The sequence below is a fragment of the Barnesiella propionica genome, from assembly GCF_025567045.1.
GTDB lineage: Bacteria > Bacteroidota > Bacteroidia > Bacteroidales > Barnesiellaceae > Barnesiella_B > Barnesiella_B propionica.
The window spans coordinates 123,162-138,285 of record NZ_JAOQJK010000008.1 but is presented as its reverse complement, the minus strand read 5'-3'; the positions used below and the strand labels follow the sequence as shown (position 1 = coordinate 138,285).

Here is a 15,124-nt window from a genome sequence, read left to right as displayed (position 1 = left end):
AAACTTCTTTTAAAGCAAATATACAAATTATAAATTCCCACATAAATAGTAATATACAAAAATCGTATATTTGTAACTACAAATAAAGAGTTTCATGAAGATATTGTTATTAGGAGAAGCCAGCAATTTACATTGGACATTAGCCGAAGGATTAAGAAGCTTGGGACATCAGGTTACCGTTGCTTCCAATGGTTCTCATTGGATGGACAACTCACGGGACATCAGCCTCATACGCAAAAGCAACGGCATTATCGACTCCGTAAAATATCTTTCCAAAGTATTATATCACTGTAAAGATTTTAAAGGATACGACATAGTACAAATCAAAAATCCGGTTTTTTTTGATTTACGGCCCGAAAAGAATTTAATGATTTTCCGATTTCTAAAAAAACACAATAAAAAAATATTCCTCAGCGCATTAGGCACCGATCATTATTATGTTAAAACCTGTCTCGAGCAAAAAAAATTATGTTATTCCGATTTCTTCATCAACGGTAAGCCGCTACAATTTCCAGAACGTCAAAATATAATCAATGCCTGGATCGGAGGACCTAATGAAAAACCCAATCATGAAATTGCGCAAGAAACAAACGGCATAATAGCCTGCTTATATGAATATTACATTTCTTATGAAAACAAGTATAAAAATAAATTAGGATACATTCCCATTCCTATTAATTTGGCACAACATCCTTTAAAAGAAATATCAGCTTTTCCGCAAACGGTGAATTTCTTCATTGGAATTCAGAAAGACAGGTCTATTATTAAAGGGACAGATATTCTATACGACATATTGAGAACTATAAAAAACGACTACCCACGAGAATGTAATATTCTTAAAGCCGAATCCATTCCTTTGACCGAATATAAAATTATGATGAATAAAGCAGATGTTTTACTAGACCAACTTTATTCTTATACGCCTGCCACGAATGCACTGGGAGCTATGGCCCAGGGAATTATAGCGGTCAGTGGAGGAGAAGCCGAAATGTATGATTTTATCGGAGAAAAGGAACTACATCCTATCATCAATGTAAAGCCCTGCCGGGAAGATATTTATATTAAACTTGAAAATTTAATTAAATCCAAAAGAAAAATTCCGCAACTGGCTTTTGAAAGTCATGAATTCATCAAAAGGCATCATGACCACATTAAAGTGGCTCAGCAATATCTTGATTTTTGGTCGGCACATTAAACCTGAATTTTACTGATGTACGCTGATATTTCATCCCTTCTAATAAATATCTAAGCGTAAAGAAAGGATTAAGTCTTTTCTTCACCCATAAAGATAAAACTTCCTTACCGATATACAAGAATGCGGTTTTTCCATAAACATAACTATAGACAGCTCCTTTCGTCCTTAATGAAAGAAACGAATTTTTATTTTTTCCCGAACTTTCATAGGGATGTTCTACAATATCAACCGGAAAATATTTTACCAATAAAGACCTGTTAATGCAATCATGTAAAAAGATCGTTTCTTCTCCTCCCGACAAATATTCGCTGCCTAACCCGAAACGTTCGTCAAAAAAGAGATAATCTTTAATTTTATTGATACGAAAGACCATTTCTACAGAGGATGCATGATATTTTCTACTCAGTCCTTCATATTTAAACGAACGGGCGGGATACTTTTTATACGGGGGATCTCCGATTTCGGTTTTTATTTTTCCTAATAAAACATCAAGACTGTCTTCTTTACTAAATATATCAATAATTTCATCTATATACTCCGGTTTATAACGGACATCATCATCGGCAATCATAGCCAAATCACCCGAAGCATGTGAAAGCGCATAATTACGATTGCGGCATAAGCCTTTTCCCAAATATGAATAAACCTTTACATCCGGTCTTTTAATTAATATTTCAGGTACCAAGAAACTTTGCTCAGTATATTGAAATGAAACAATATATGACACATCTTCTCTCTGAGGCAATAAAACATCAGGTACACGATATATCCCGTCATTAAATGTACAAATCAAAATATTAAGTTTCATATCCCCACATTTATAAAATTTTCTTCTTCAGATATATCATAGAATATAAACATACGAATATCGTTATTCCCATCATTAACCAGTTTAATCTGAACATATAGGATATAAAAGTACCCAGACACAGAACCAATATGATTATAAAAACAGACCTGAATGATCTATTAAAACGAATTCCATATTTCATGCGGCAAAGAATATACATGCCTGTCATATATATAAAATATCCCGCCATATAAGAAATACCGATACCCGTAAGTCCCAAGAAATGATATCCTCCAAGATTCAGTGCAAACAGTGTCAAATTAGATAAAATCTCGGTTATTAAAAACAATTTACCGACTCCTTTAGCCAATAAAATGAAACCTAAAGACCACGAAACAGCTTTAAATAACGTACCTAAAATAGCCCAGGAAAGATAACCTTCTATTATTACGAACTGCGATGTATATAACAAATGTATGATCCACTCCCGGCATATAAGAAACATACAAACTAACGGGGCTAAAATCAATAAAGATATTTCCGCCTGCTGTGAAACATATTTTGATAACGTCTCTTTATCTTCGCTCACGGCAGAAAGTCTGGGATAATATTCCATACCCATCGCAGTAAATATAAGTCCCACATAACGGGTGACCAGTGTATATCCGGCCTGATAATAACCGACATCGGCCGTTCCTCCCCGGTAATTCAGATAAGTAATAAAAAGATATGAAAATAAAGTGGTAACAAAACCACTTACAGTCATAAATATTCCCAAAGAAGCCATTGTACGCCCTTTTTGCCAGGTTTCTTTATATGACAATGATTCCACACTGCGCATTGGCTCTTTATCCCGTGACAAAAAAGTTGCGGTCCACAGTGAAACGGCATACAATACCAAAGAAGGCACAATACCATCCAGTCCGAAGAAATAATACAACGGAAGGGAAAAAACCGTGCCGGCTACCGCTCCCCATACCGAACATCGGGCAAGTTTCTTAAGTCGTTTACTCCCTTGTAAAATAGCCTGCTCTCCATCGGTTAAAGCTTTCAACAACATCGTACACGAAAGGATAACAAATCCCCACATATATTTGTCATTACCAAAAGTCCAGCGGCTGAGACAAGGCGCCAAAGTCAGTAAAACAACCGAACCCAATAATCCGACGAACCAGGACCAACGACGAACCACTAATTTAGTTTCCTGAATTTTTCTTTCATCCCCCGATTTCACAGCATGCGTAATATCTCTTACCGAACTGTTCCTTAATCCGAGGCCCGTAAGAGAAGTCATCATATCCACCGTCGTATTGTATAATCCGATGAGCCCGACGCCTTCGGCTCCAAGCCAAACTGCAATCAATTTGGTCTTAACGAGCGAACATAAAATATTAATGACCTGAACGCCTCCGAATAATCCGGTCGCTTTCACTATACGCCGATAATTTCTTATGTCTTCCGTTTTCTCCATTATAAGGATTATATGTCAAGTTGGTAGATATCATAAACGACACCTCTTCCTCCGAATCCTTCCTTTTGTGCTATGAGCCCTTTATTTAAATAATGTCCCATCTGCTCTGTCGATTGTCCGAATTCTATATATTTTTTATGTATATATACCTGATCGATTAAATGGCGATACAAAACATCTATTGCGCCAATCTCTTTTCCATGAGGAGTTGCAGATGAATATTGCACATGTAAAGTCTGTCCCGTATCATAAACCGTACATCCTCCTATGATTTCATCTCCCAACCATGCATCAAACAAACGGATTCTGTCAGGAAATAAAGAGTTTAAATAAGTAATCTCCTCTACTGTATGAACGGGAAATACCCCGAAGCGTGATTGCAAATTTTCAGTAAGAACCTTCCAGAAAGGAACGAAGTTATTAGATTCTCGTATAACTACACCTTCTTCGTCGGCCCGTGAAATAGCCCTGCGACGTACCCGGCTGAACCGAATACGATTCTCCATAGGAATGGCAATAGAAATATTACGGGCTATTAACCTTGCATTATAACGGAATAAAGCATACAAATCTTCTTCAGCCGGATAAGTATGATATATATGAGGAACACATTTATATTCCCAGGAAATAAAACCGTTTTCTTTTAAATAAGAAACTATAGTGCCAAATATATCCAAGACTTCACCGGATGTATTTTTTACAGACAATACAAGGCTGCCATAGGTTAATCCACGATGGGAATAAAAAGCATTTCCCACTTCATGGGCAGGCAGAACGGCCAATAATTTATTTCCTTCATACACCAATAAAGAATGATCGGTAAACCGGTCGGCATGATATTCCATATATTCCCGGAGAAAAAGGAATGTGCCGTTCTTGGAAGAATTCACAAAAGAATTCCATAATATTTTATTCTCCGGCGTATATCTTTTTATTTCCATAGTATCTCTTCTACTTAAGCATCCGAAGTTAGTTAATCCATTGTTCAGGATCGAGTTTCGTTCTTTCTTTCCATATCTGAAAATGGAGAATAGTCCTGTTTCCTTCTTCAGGATCGGAATATATTTTACCGACACTCTGTCGGGCCGATAATTTATCTCCGGCTTTGACATACACTTCGCTCAAATTAGCATAAATCGTCAGATAATTTCCATGCCGTACAATTACCGATGTATTATAACCCGGCGTAACAAATACCCTTGAAACAACCCCGCCAAATACAGTTTTCGCCACATTCCCGGGAGTCGTTTGTATCTCAATGCCGTTATTATTAATTTTCACATATTTCAATTCAGGATGTTGTTGCATACCGAAATGCCCTACGATCCGGTAACTGCCCGAAAGCGGAAAAGGTAAACGACCTTTATTCTTCTCGAAACTGCCTGAAAGAGCTTGCTCCTCTTTTGTCATTTTATATCCGCCTGTCGATTTAGGTTTCGAGGCCGCTTCCGATCCTTTTTTTCCGGTACTTTCTTTTTGAGCCAGTTTCGCCGCCCTTTCAGCAGCTTTGCGTTCTTCCTCCGCAATCAGTTGTTCTAGTTTACGGTTAAGAGCATCGGCCTGTTGCTGCCTTTTTTTCAAATCCCTCTGCAAACTCTTTTCCTGCTTTTTCAGGTCAGCAACAATACTCCGCTTACTATTTTCTTTCTTCTTTAATTTTTCAGCCTCTACATTCCGTTCCCCTAACAATGCTTTTTTTTCTGCTATAATTCTCTCCAGTTTCGCTTTTTGTACTTTTAGCTCTTCCTGACGGGAAATAATTTCCGAAGCCTGTCGTTTCCTCCAGGCCGAATATTCTTTCAAATAACGTACTCTCCGGTATGACTGGCTCAAGGACGACGCTGAAAAAATAAACATTAGTTCATCATATTCGGAATGACGGTGTCCCATGCCCCGGACAGCTTTAGCATAACTGGCTTTCTTCGCATTCAGTTCTTTCTGCAACAAATAAATCGTATCACTTACAGCCCTATTCCGTCGGTTCACCATAGAAATCTCTTTATTCAAAGTTTCGATGATTCCCCTCTGCGTTTTTATTTCGGATGTAATTGCATTCAGTTCATATAAAGAATTACGGGCATTTTTCTTTGTAGAAGCCAGCTTCTTACTGGTTTCTTCTATTGCTTTTAACGCCTCTCTTTGTTGCTGCTTCAGATCCTTCATAGAAGGAACATCGGAAAAAGCAAGCAAAGGAATTACTGTAAACAAAAATATAGCTAAAAGTCTTTTCATTTAGCGAACATTTTTAACAACATATCTATTGAAACTTGAGAATAACGTGATATATCGGGGAATTCATTTTTTACATTCTTATTCCAGGAAATAGAAGAAACATCATAACGCAACGATAAAGAAGGTGCGGAAGAGAATCCACTCGTCTTTATCTGTACCCATTGCGGCAACTCATGGCCACCCACAGTTTCAAATTGCGTATAATTACATACTACCTGTTTATTTCCACTTTTGCTGGAAACCATCGTAGTAACCAACCGGTCATTCTGCAAAAGAAAATCATAATTAAATGAAGACGGTTGTTCCAGTGGAGACATCCACCAGGATTCGCTGTCTTCTTCCTTTATATCGAAAGAAGAAAAATTATTTTTGTTTAATTCATCGTCTCCCAACAAGAATATGCGGTTGATCAAAACATCCTGCGCAACCGTCAAAGACATTCCGGACGGGAACATACTGCCGAGTGCAGGCAATGCTTCTGCAATACAGCGTTTTCCCATCTTTTCAACAACCTTTACACTGTCTTTTGTCATCTGAAAACGGGCCACCTCAAAGCCGAGCAGAGGGCGCACCGATACCAGTATGACACTATCCCTGATCATCTGTATCTGCAATGCCGAACTTATAGAACTTCCTTGTTTCTGAGAAATAGAAATATTTGCCTTTGCCGTAAACGTTTTCCACTCGTTATGTTTTTCCAATATGCGGTCATATTGTTTTTTCACTTCCGACTTGACCCGAACGGGTATTTCAGTTGCGCTTTTAGGAGTTTTACAACTGGCAAATAATAAAGAAATTACTGACAAACATATTATTATATGTTTCATGGTTCGATATATTTTTTCAATTCTATTTTCTTTTTCAATACCGGAGATTCATTTCCGGCCTCTTTTGATTTCTTCCAATTTTCGACCGCTTCTTCCATTTGTCCCAGTTTAGCAAGAATATCACCGTAATGTTCGAGCATATCGGGACTTTCTTCCTTCGTCTTACTCATTGCACTTTCCATATACAGTTTTGCAAGAGTGTAATTTCCTTGCTGAAAAAATATCCAGGCATAAGTATCCAGAAAAGTCGCATTGTCCGGTTCGGCCTTTACCGTCTCGGCACTCATTCTCTCCGCTTTCTGCAAATCTTTTTTCTCCAGGGACAAATAATAACTGTAATTATTCAGTACACCCACATTACGACTATTATACTCCAGAGCCTTTTCATAAGCTTCATACGCCTTTTCCGGTTTTCCGGCGCTATGATAAACATCTCCTAACTGGCCATAAAAATCCGAAATAGTATTCACATCCTCCTTGGCTACATAACCGAGCCCCTTCTCCAACAAAGCGGCCGCTTCATCATAACTTCCTGTCTGGCTATAACCCACCGAAGTATACAAGTACAAGTCTTTCTCTTCCGGCAAATAAGTCAATGCTCTTTTTCCGGTTTCCACGACCGAAGAAAAATCCTTACGGTTCATCGCAATACCCATCAGCTGCATCCAGCTCTCTATATTCGCGGGGTTCAGATCTACGGCAACAGACAACTGCTCTTTTGCTTTGTCAAATTCCTGACGGGACAATAAATAACTGGCATACAACTTATGAACCGATTCCTCCTGAGGATATATCTCCAGCATCTCCTTAAACAATGGTTCTATCTGGTCTAAATTCTCTTTTTTCTGTAACTTGTCACTTATGTATGTCGTAAATATCCTCAACTTTGTTTCTATATCGAGATTCATATTAAGAAGGGCATTATGGATTTCCGCTTCATAAGCCTCTATATCTCCTTTTTTCTCATAATATCCGGCACGGGAAAGTAATAAATACCCATTATTAGGATCTTCCTCTTCTGCTTTTTTATATAACTCCAATACATCCGAGTCCCTGCCTGCCTCAATATAAACATCTGCCAGCAACATCATATAAGCTATATTCTTGGGATAAGCAGCCACCAGTTTTTCAGCCTCAGCAATAACACTTTTCTCATCGCCTGCTTTATGATATAAAGCCATCTTTTGAGCCGTAATCAGATCCATTTTCCCCATAGACTCTTCCAAACGATCATAACAAGCAATTGCTTCTTTAAAATCACCTTTATTGACATACGCCTCTGCTAAAGAATAATTGATCTCCGGTTTTCCCGGATTCTGTGCAACGAGACGCTTATACACACGTATAGCTTCATCATACTGTCCTAAGCGGCTTGCCAGCCGCGCATACAAAGTATTATACCAAAAATTATCTTTTTCCTTTTCGGCAGCCGCATGCAGACTGTTATATGCTTTTTCGGTCTGACCTACCTGTAAATAATATGTAGACAATTCATATTGTACGACAGCACTCGCCGTATCTATCTCCGCAGCTCTTTTCAAAAGATCGAATGCAGCATCTTCTTTTTCCAAAGAATTCATACGTAATGCTTCCAGAAAAAAATAATCGAATTTTCTCTGTTCTTGTGGTGAGAGTCCTGATTCCGCTTTTATGCTCTTTCGTCCGGTTCCGCATGACATAAGTAACCCGCACAAAAGCAAGACCACTGTTATTTTGAATTTATTCATATACTTTTTATTGTACGCCTGTATGACCGAAACCTCCCGCGCCACGGTCGGTTTCTTCTAATGTATCGGTTTCTTCCCACTCTACTCTACAAAATTCTTTCACCACCATCTGGCATATACGTTCACCATCTTTTATTTCAAACGGTTTATCAGAAAGATTTATCAGTATAATCCCTATTTCACCACGATAGTCTGCATCAATAGTTCCGGGAGAATTAAGTATCCCTATCCCATGTTTTAATGCCAATCCGCTACGGGGACGTATCTGCGCTTCGAAACCTTCCGGCAAAGCCATATATAGTCCCGTAGGTATCAGTATCCTCTGCATAGGTTCTACTACTACAGGATTATCCAGATTGGCGCGAATATCCATACCCGCAGAAAAGAGCGTTCCGTAAGCGGGTAATTCATGTTTGGATTTATTTATAATTTTTACTTTTACATTCATAAGAAAAATTCCATTTCGATTAATGTGCGAAAATAACGAAAACTAAGCAAACTTTACAGCGAATTGTTTATTTTTAAATGAATTAAAACAAAATCTCAGGAATTAGCACTTCTTATCTTATTATATGCTACATGAATTTATTACATTTGCAATCTATATAAAAAACAGGATAATGAATATGACTCTCAATAGTACTTCTGGAAAAAAACGGAGAATGGAATGGGACAAACTTATTTCGTCCAAACGATTCGGGATGGAAAAATATCATGACAACAGGCAGCACAGCCGAACCGATTTCCAGCGGGATTATGACCGGCTCGTATTCTCCGCTCCTTTCCGAAGATTACAGAATAAAACTCAGGTATTCCCTTTGCCGGGAAGTGTATTCGTTCATAACAGACTGACACATAGTCTGGAAGTATCTTGTGTAGGACGCTCTTTAGGGCACAATGTCACAACGCGTCTTCTGGAAAAATACAAAGAAGAACCCTGGCGGGAAAAACTAAATGAAATAGGTGCCATTGTCGCGGCTGGATGCCTGGCACATGATATGGGGAATCCTCCTTTCGGACACTCGGGAGAAAGAGCGATAGCAACATATTTTTCAGAAGGGAACGGACTTCCGCTACAATTTCAGTTACAGCCGGAAGAATGGCAGGATCTGACTCATTTTGAAGGAAATGCCAATGCTTTCCGGCTATTGACACACCAGTTTAACGGACGCCGCCCAGGGGGATTCGCCATGACCTACTCTACTCTCGCCTCTATAGTTAAATATCCTTATGCAGCCTCGTTATCAACCCGAAAAGGGAAATCAGGCTTCTTTACTTCCGAAAAAGATTATTTCATAAAAGTAGCCGAAGAATTAGGCATGTTGGCAGACGGCAACAGCGGCTTACGTTACCATCGCCATCCTCTGGTATATCTCGTAGAAGCTGCAGACGATATCTGCTATCAGGTAATGGACATAGAAGACGCTCATAAACTGAAAATCCTCACTACCGAAAAGACCAAAGAACTTTTTCTCGGCTTTTTCGAAGGAGAGAGATTAGAACATATCCAAGAAGTTATGCGGTTGGTCAATGATGTGAACGAACAAATCGCTTATTTGCGATCCTGTGTCATAGGCACCTTAGTAGATGAATGTTCAAAAGTTTTTTGCAATGAAGAAGATGCTATCCTGGAAGGCCGTTTCGAGGGAATCCTTATAGAAAAAATCGAAGGACTACCGTGCAAAGCTTATTCCGATTGTTCAGACGTAGCCTGGAAAAGCATCTACAAATCCTCCGACGTATTAGACATAGAATTAGCGGGTAATCGTATTATATCTATTTTATTGGATAAACTGATCAACGCCGTACAATATCCCGAAAAAGCTTATTCTCAGCTATTGCTCAATAAAGTTCCCGGTCAATACGAGACCAATGCCGATACATTATACGGGAAAATACAGGCAGTTATCGATTACATATCGGGGATGACAGATGTCTATGCGCTAGACCTTTACAGAAAAATAAACGGCATGAGCCTTCCGGCTCTTTAATCCACAAAAAACAATCGCAATGAAAATTACCCGTCTGTTTATACTCATATTTATATTTATCTCGGCCCAGTTATATGCTAAAGAATATACGGTCGAAAACATACCGAATGTCCATCTGAACGATGGAAGACTATTCGTGAGTAATCCCGATGGTATCCTTTCCGATAAGACAGTCGCCACCCTCGACCAAATGCTTTATCAAATGCAGGCAGAGAATACCGCGGAAATAGCTGTCGTAGTAGTAGAATCTATCGGAAACAAAGACATAGATATATTCGCCACCGATCTTTTTTCCTCGTGGGGAATAGGCAAAAGAAGCAAAGACAACGGCGTCCTTATCCTTTTTGTACTGGATCAGCGAAAAATCACTTTCCGCACCGGATATGGTGTAGAGGGGGTATTGCCCGATGCTATTTGCAAACGTATACAAACGAGAGATATGCTGCCCTATTTCAAAAAAGGAGATTATGACAACGGGTTCATCAATGGTGTCGGTACCATTACAAAAGTCCTTACCACACCTGGAGCCACCGAAGAACTTACGGCAGTAAGAGAGAATGAAGAATTTTCGGCAATATCGCTCATTAGCGGCTATCTGACCTTCTCTGTTATTTTCTCTTTTATCATGCTTGCCATCATTCTTACAGCCAAACGAAGAAAAAAAGACCATAATCCATACGAAAAATATAAAGCTTTAAAAACTTATAAAGTATTTTTATTATCGGCATCATTTATTTTTCCGGTCTTTACTCTATTTCTTTATTGGTGGGTCGCCTCTTCATTGAAACGACTGCGCAACGAACCTCGCAAATGCGAGCAATGTGGTGCTCCTATGAGAAAATTGAATGAAGAAGAAGATAACTTTTATCTTACCCCGCAAGAAAACACCGAAGAAAAAATAAATTCGGTAGATTACGACGTCTGGCTATGTGACAAATGCGGCGACACACAGGTATATCCTTATGAGAACAACATGTGTGGGTATACCGAATGTCCTAATTGCCACACAAAGGCATTTAGTTTGCAAAAAGATCACATCGTGCGTCATGCAACCACTCTTTCACAAGGAATGGGAGAAAAAATATATTATTGTGAGCATTGTCATAAAACGATACGGAAATCTTATATCATACCTATTATTATAGCAGCCTCGGCAGCCGGACGAGGAAACCGGGGCGGAGGAGGATTCAGCGGAGGGTTTGGAGGAGGAATGACCGGAGGAGGAGGTTCTACCTCCGGATGGTAAAGCATCAATATTACAATTTGGAGCTACCACTATCATCATGATCTAATATTAGACTATTTACATTGATTTCGGATTATCTCATATATATCTCCAATCAGCTTACAAGTATGATAGCCACCTGCAACAGTATGGCTGACAATACGAAAACAGTTAACAATATACGGCCATTTTGCTTAAAATATTTCCCGAACTTTATAAGAGGAAATAAAAAAACTCTGTATGAGTATCCTGTGCAAATCCGGTACAACTCGACCCAGGCAAATAAAAAATAAGACAACAGCTTAAGCTGATTCCGATATCCCTTATCCCCCTTGTCGAGTTCTTATATTTCTATATATTCTACGTGATACAGCTCTATAAAATTTTGTTATCCACTCTCGATATATCTGTGAAAATTTTACTTTTATCATGTTACTACTTTATCCCGATATCCTAACTTTACTTTTTCTTTAATGCTCATACGCAATTCTTTAGTTTGATAAGGAAAATTTCAATAGCACATATAAATAAAATACCACTAAAAGAATTTTAGAGATAATAAAATATTTTATTATATTTGCATACATATTAATTTTAAATCATAATTGTGCCATGAAAAAAGTGTTCTTTCTTTTTCTCATACTTATTCTTACCAGCGAATACGCTTTAGGACGATCATTACACGTTATTCCCCAACCGGTGGAAGTCCAATTGCAGGAAGGGGAGTACAACCTGAAAGCTGCAAAAATCAAAGTGAACGGATTTAAAATTTCTCCGATAAACCTGATTTCTTTTGCGGAAACAATTGTCGGCAATAGGGTAAAAGATTTTAATAAACTCAGTTGCGACAGAGGAACTCTTACCCTTCAGCTCGATCCCGCTGCCAATGTTCCTGCCGAAGGATATCTCCTCACTGTGAATAACGAAGGTGTTATAATTACAGCACCTCAGGAAAAGGGAGTATTTTACGGATTGCAGACTCTTGCACAAATGATAGACAATCAAAACGGTACAGTTCCTTTTGCCCAAATCAAAGATTATCCCCGGTACGGTTATCGGGGTGCCATGCTGGACGTATGCCGGCACATTTTTCCCATGGAATTCATCAAACAATATATTGATCTTTTGGCACAATATAAAATAAATACTTTTCACTGGCACCTGAGTGATGACCAGGGCTGGAGAATAGAGATAAAAAAATATCCATTGCTTACCGAAATAGGCAGTAAAAGAAAATGTACCCTTATTGCTAAAACAAAAACATATGACGATATTCCCTACGGAGGATATTACACTCAAGAAGAAGCAAAAGAAATCGTAGCTTACGCTGCATCCAAATATATTACGGTAATCCCCGAGATCGAATTTCCGGGACACGCGACGGCTGCACTGGCTGCTTATCCCGAACTGGCATGCGGAGATAATCCCGGTCCTTTCGAAGTTTCATGCCACTGGGATGTCCACAAAGAAGTTTTCTGTCCGGGAAAAGAAGCAACCTTTAAATTCGCAGAAGGCGTATTGGACGAAATCATAGAAATATTCCCATCGGAATATATACATATCGGAGGTGATGAATGTCCTAAAATCCGATGGAAAGAATGTCCCTACTGCCAGAAAAGAATCAAAAAGGAAAAGCTGAAAGATGAAAATGAACTACAATCTTATTTTGTACATCGTGTAGAAAAATATTTGAATAAAAAAGGACGGAACATCATCGGATGGGATGAAATACTGGAAGGGGGATTAGCTCCCAACGCTACCGTCATGAGCTGGAGGGGAACCAAAGGTGGAATCGCGGCAGCACAGATGCATCATGATGCGATAATGACCCCCGGAGAGTTCTTGTATTTCGATAAAAGAGCGGCCGTTTCCGACGAAGAACCGAATACGATCAACGATAATAACAAAATGTTCCTTACATTAGATAAAATCTACGGATACAATCCAACCCCGAGCGAACTTAACGACACCGAAAAACAACATATCAAAGGTGTACAAGCAAATTTATGGGTCGAATTCATACAGACTCCGAATAAAGCATTTTATATGGTACTTCCCCGTATATTGGCTTTATCTGAAATAGCATGGACTCCGGTGGAAAAAAAGAACTGGGCCGACTTTTCCGAAAACCGTTTGCCGGAACATCTGGCCGTCTTTGATAACGCCGGTCTTACTTATCGCGTACCCGAACCGATAGGGGCAGTAAATGACACGATTAAAACAAGCTCATATACTCTGAATTATAAAGTGCCCGTAAAAGGTGCAAATATATTTTATACCATCGACGGACGCATACCGTATGCATTCAATAAACTTTATACAAAACCGGTTACGATAACTGTTCCTGCAGGCGAAGAGAGAATAGTCAAAAGCGTTGTAATCACGCCTTCGGGAAAACGAAGTATTGTTGTTACCACGGTTTTAAGTAATAAATAAAAGAGCACGATATACTTGCATCAATAAAAACGACCGGAATTTTTTCCGGTCGTTTTTATTGATGCAATATTTCTTTTCGTTCTTTACTTAAAATTTATCATTGGTGCTTTAACAAATATTCGGCAATTTGAACAGCATTCAATGCCGCACCTTTTTTTATCTGATCGCTGACCGCCCAAAAAGTCAAACCATTAGAATTAGTTATATCGGCACGAATGCGACCTACATACACCGGATCTTTTCCGGCAACATCCAAAGGCATCGGATAAATTTTATCAGCCGGATCGTCGCGAAGAACAATACCCTCTGCTTTTGAGAAAGCCTCACGTGCTGCTTCTACAGAAACCGGTTGTTCGGTTTCCAGCCAGATGGCTTCCGAATGGGCCCTCATAACAGGAACCCTTACACATGTGGCACTTACCTGTATATCGGAATGCATAATCTTGCGGGTTTCATGGTACATTTTCATTTCCTCTTTTGTATACAGATTGTCAGTAAAAACATCTACCTGAGGAATAAGGTTATATGCCAGTTGATAATAAAATTTCTCAACCGTAGGCTCTTCGCCGTTCAACAACTGTTCATATTGTTTTTTCAATTCCTGCATGGCCGAAGCACCAGCCCCGCTGGCAGCCTGATAAGTAGAAACATGTACACGCGTAATATGCGAAATATTTTCAATAGCTTTCAGCGTAACTACCATCTGAATCGTTGTACAATTCGGATTTGCAATTATACCCCGCGGACGTACAAAGGCATCTGCACCGTTCACTTCGGGAACGACCAAAGGAACTTCCTCATCCATACGAAATGCACTGGAGTTATCTATCATCACCGCCCCGTATTTGGTTATCGTATCGGCAAATTCTTTTGAAATACCGGCTCCGGCCGATGTGAATGCTATGTCTACGCCCTTAAAATCGTCGTTATGTTTCAGTTCTTTAACTGTAATTTCTTTACCCTTAAAGGTATATTTATTACCAGCACTTCTGGCCGAACCAAACAACAGCAATTCATCTAACGGAAAATTTCTTTCGTCTAAAACGCGAAGAAATTCCTGGCCTACGGCACCACTGGCACCCACAATAGCAACTTTCATTTCTCTTTACTTTTATAAATAATAGGAATTAAAACTACATCTATTTCACATATTTCATTTACAAAACACGTTAAATTTGCGCAAATATACAACATTTTGAATGACTTAATCTATTTATCGCCATAAAATTA

12 protein-coding genes are annotated in these 15,124 nt (G+C 39.0%); 4 read left to right on the top strand and 8 right to left on the bottom strand.

The window, feature by feature from the left end:
• Positions 1 to 94 precede the first annotated feature (94 nt).
• Positions 95 to 1,195, top strand: a complete 1,101-nt coding sequence (locus OCV73_RS11465) for a glycosyltransferase family protein (protein WP_147552326.1) — start codon at positions 95 to 97, stop codon at positions 1,193 to 1,195.
• On the opposite strand, the gene OCV73_RS11460 is transcribed toward OCV73_RS11465, so the two are convergent.
• Genes OCV73_RS11460 through dut form a run of 7 tightly spaced genes read right to left on the bottom strand, consistent with a single transcriptional unit; the run spans position 1,152 to position 8,690 of the window.
• On the bottom strand, positions 1,152 to 2,003 hold the full coding sequence (locus OCV73_RS11460; protein ID WP_147552324.1) for a glycosyltransferase family 2 protein: 852 nt from the start codon (positions 2,001 to 2,003) through the stop codon (positions 1,152 to 1,154). The two genes, OCV73_RS11465 and OCV73_RS11460, sit on opposite strands and share 44 nt — an antisense overlap.
• A gap of 10 nt (positions 2,004 to 2,013) precedes the next feature.
• Positions 2,014 to 3,456 carry an O-antigen translocase gene (locus tag OCV73_RS11455; RefSeq protein WP_147552322.1) on the bottom strand — a complete coding sequence of 481 codons (1,443 nt, stop codon included), beginning with the start codon at positions 3,454 to 3,456 and terminating at the stop codon, positions 2,014 to 2,016.
• An 8-nt stretch (positions 3,457 to 3,464) separates the two neighbouring features.
• Complete coding sequence (locus tag OCV73_RS11450; protein WP_147552320.1) at positions 3,465 to 4,397, bottom strand: GNAT family N-acetyltransferase; 933 nt, start codon at positions 4,395 to 4,397, stop codon at positions 3,465 to 3,467.
• A gap of 28 nt (positions 4,398 to 4,425) precedes the next feature.
• Positions 4,426 to 5,688, bottom strand: coding sequence for a murein hydrolase activator EnvC family protein (locus OCV73_RS11445; RefSeq protein ID WP_147552318.1), 1,263 nt, complete (start codon positions 5,686 to 5,688; stop codon positions 4,426 to 4,428).
• Positions 5,685 to 6,515 carry a DUF4292 domain-containing protein gene (locus OCV73_RS11440; protein ID WP_147552316.1) on the bottom strand — a complete coding sequence of 277 codons (831 nt, stop codon included), beginning with the start codon at positions 6,513 to 6,515 and terminating at the stop codon, positions 5,685 to 5,687. Before OCV73_RS11440 ends, OCV73_RS11445 begins: the two co-directional genes overlap by 4 nt.
• A complete protein-coding gene (locus tag OCV73_RS11435; protein WP_147552314.1) occupies positions 6,512 to 8,242 on the bottom strand; it encodes a tetratricopeptide repeat protein in 1,731 nt (576 codons plus the stop codon). The genes OCV73_RS11440 and OCV73_RS11435 overlap by 4 nt, the downstream gene beginning before the upstream one ends.
• A gap of 7 nt (positions 8,243 to 8,249) precedes the next feature.
• The gene (dut, locus tag OCV73_RS11430; protein WP_147552313.1) at positions 8,250 to 8,690 is read right to left on the bottom strand and encodes a dUTP diphosphatase; all 441 of its coding nucleotides are present in this window, start codon (positions 8,688 to 8,690) and stop codon (positions 8,250 to 8,252) included.
• 214 nt (positions 8,691 to 8,904) lie between these two features.
• Here dut and dgt point away from each other — a divergent pair, with 214 nt between their 5' ends.
• The 3 genes from dgt (at position 8,905) to OCV73_RS11415 (ending at position 13,894) form a co-directional block, all read left to right on the top strand.
• Positions 8,905 to 10,233, top strand: a complete 1,329-nt coding sequence (dgt, locus tag OCV73_RS11425; protein ID WP_147552311.1) for a dGTP triphosphohydrolase — start codon at positions 8,905 to 8,907, stop codon at positions 10,231 to 10,233.
• Between the two features lie 19 nt (positions 10,234 to 10,252).
• Positions 10,253 to 11,479 carry a TPM domain-containing protein gene (locus OCV73_RS11420; RefSeq protein ID WP_147552309.1) on the top strand — a complete coding sequence of 409 codons (1,227 nt, stop codon included), beginning with the start codon at positions 10,253 to 10,255 and terminating at the stop codon, positions 11,477 to 11,479.
• Positions 11,480 to 12,070: 591 nt separating this feature from the next.
• On the top strand, positions 12,071 to 13,894 hold the full coding sequence (locus tag OCV73_RS11415) for a beta-N-acetylhexosaminidase (protein WP_147552307.1): 1,824 nt from the start codon (positions 12,071 to 12,073) through the stop codon (positions 13,892 to 13,894).
• 97 nt (positions 13,895 to 13,991) lie between these two features.
• Here the strand turns inward: OCV73_RS11415 and OCV73_RS11410 are convergent, their stop codons facing one another.
• Positions 13,992 to 14,993, bottom strand: coding sequence for an aspartate-semialdehyde dehydrogenase (locus tag OCV73_RS11410; protein WP_147552305.1), 1,002 nt, complete (start codon positions 14,991 to 14,993; stop codon positions 13,992 to 13,994).
• Positions 14,994 to 15,124 lie beyond the last annotated feature (131 nt).

Bases quoted from the DNA above. Each gene is read 5' to 3' on its own strand.
- OCV73_RS11465 (WP_147552326.1), top strand. From the start codon at position 95: ATGAAGATATTGTTATTAGGAGAAGCCAGCAATTTACATTGGACATTA.
- OCV73_RS11460 (WP_147552324.1), bottom strand. From the start codon at position 2,003: ATGAAACTTAATATTTTGATTTGTACATTTAATGACGGGATATATCGT.
- OCV73_RS11455 (WP_147552322.1), bottom strand. From the start codon at position 3,456: ATGGAGAAAACGGAAGACATAAGAAATTATCGGCGTATAGTGAAAGCG.
- OCV73_RS11450 (WP_147552320.1), bottom strand. From the start codon at position 4,397: ATGGAAATAAAAAGATATACGCCGGAGAATAAAATATTATGGAATTCT.
- OCV73_RS11445 (WP_147552318.1), bottom strand. From the start codon at position 5,688: ATGAAAAGACTTTTAGCTATATTTTTGTTTACAGTAATTCCTTTGCTT.
- OCV73_RS11440 (WP_147552316.1), bottom strand. From the start codon at position 6,515: ATGAAACATATAATAATATGTTTGTCAGTAATTTCTTTATTATTTGCC.
- OCV73_RS11435 (WP_147552314.1), bottom strand. From the start codon at position 8,242: ATGAATAAATTCAAAATAACAGTGGTCTTGCTTTTGTGCGGGTTACTT.
- dut (WP_147552313.1), bottom strand. From the start codon at position 8,690: ATGAATGTAAAAGTAAAAATTATAAATAAATCCAAACATGAATTACCC.
- dgt (WP_147552311.1), top strand. From the start codon at position 8,905: ATGGAATGGGACAAACTTATTTCGTCCAAACGATTCGGGATGGAAAAA.
- OCV73_RS11420 (WP_147552309.1), top strand. From the start codon at position 10,253: ATGAAAATTACCCGTCTGTTTATACTCATATTTATATTTATCTCGGCC.
- OCV73_RS11415 (WP_147552307.1), top strand. From the start codon at position 12,071: ATGAAAAAAGTGTTCTTTCTTTTTCTCATACTTATTCTTACCAGCGAA.
- OCV73_RS11410 (WP_147552305.1), bottom strand. From the start codon at position 14,993: ATGAAAGTTGCTATTGTGGGTGCCAGTGGTGCCGTAGGCCAGGAATTT.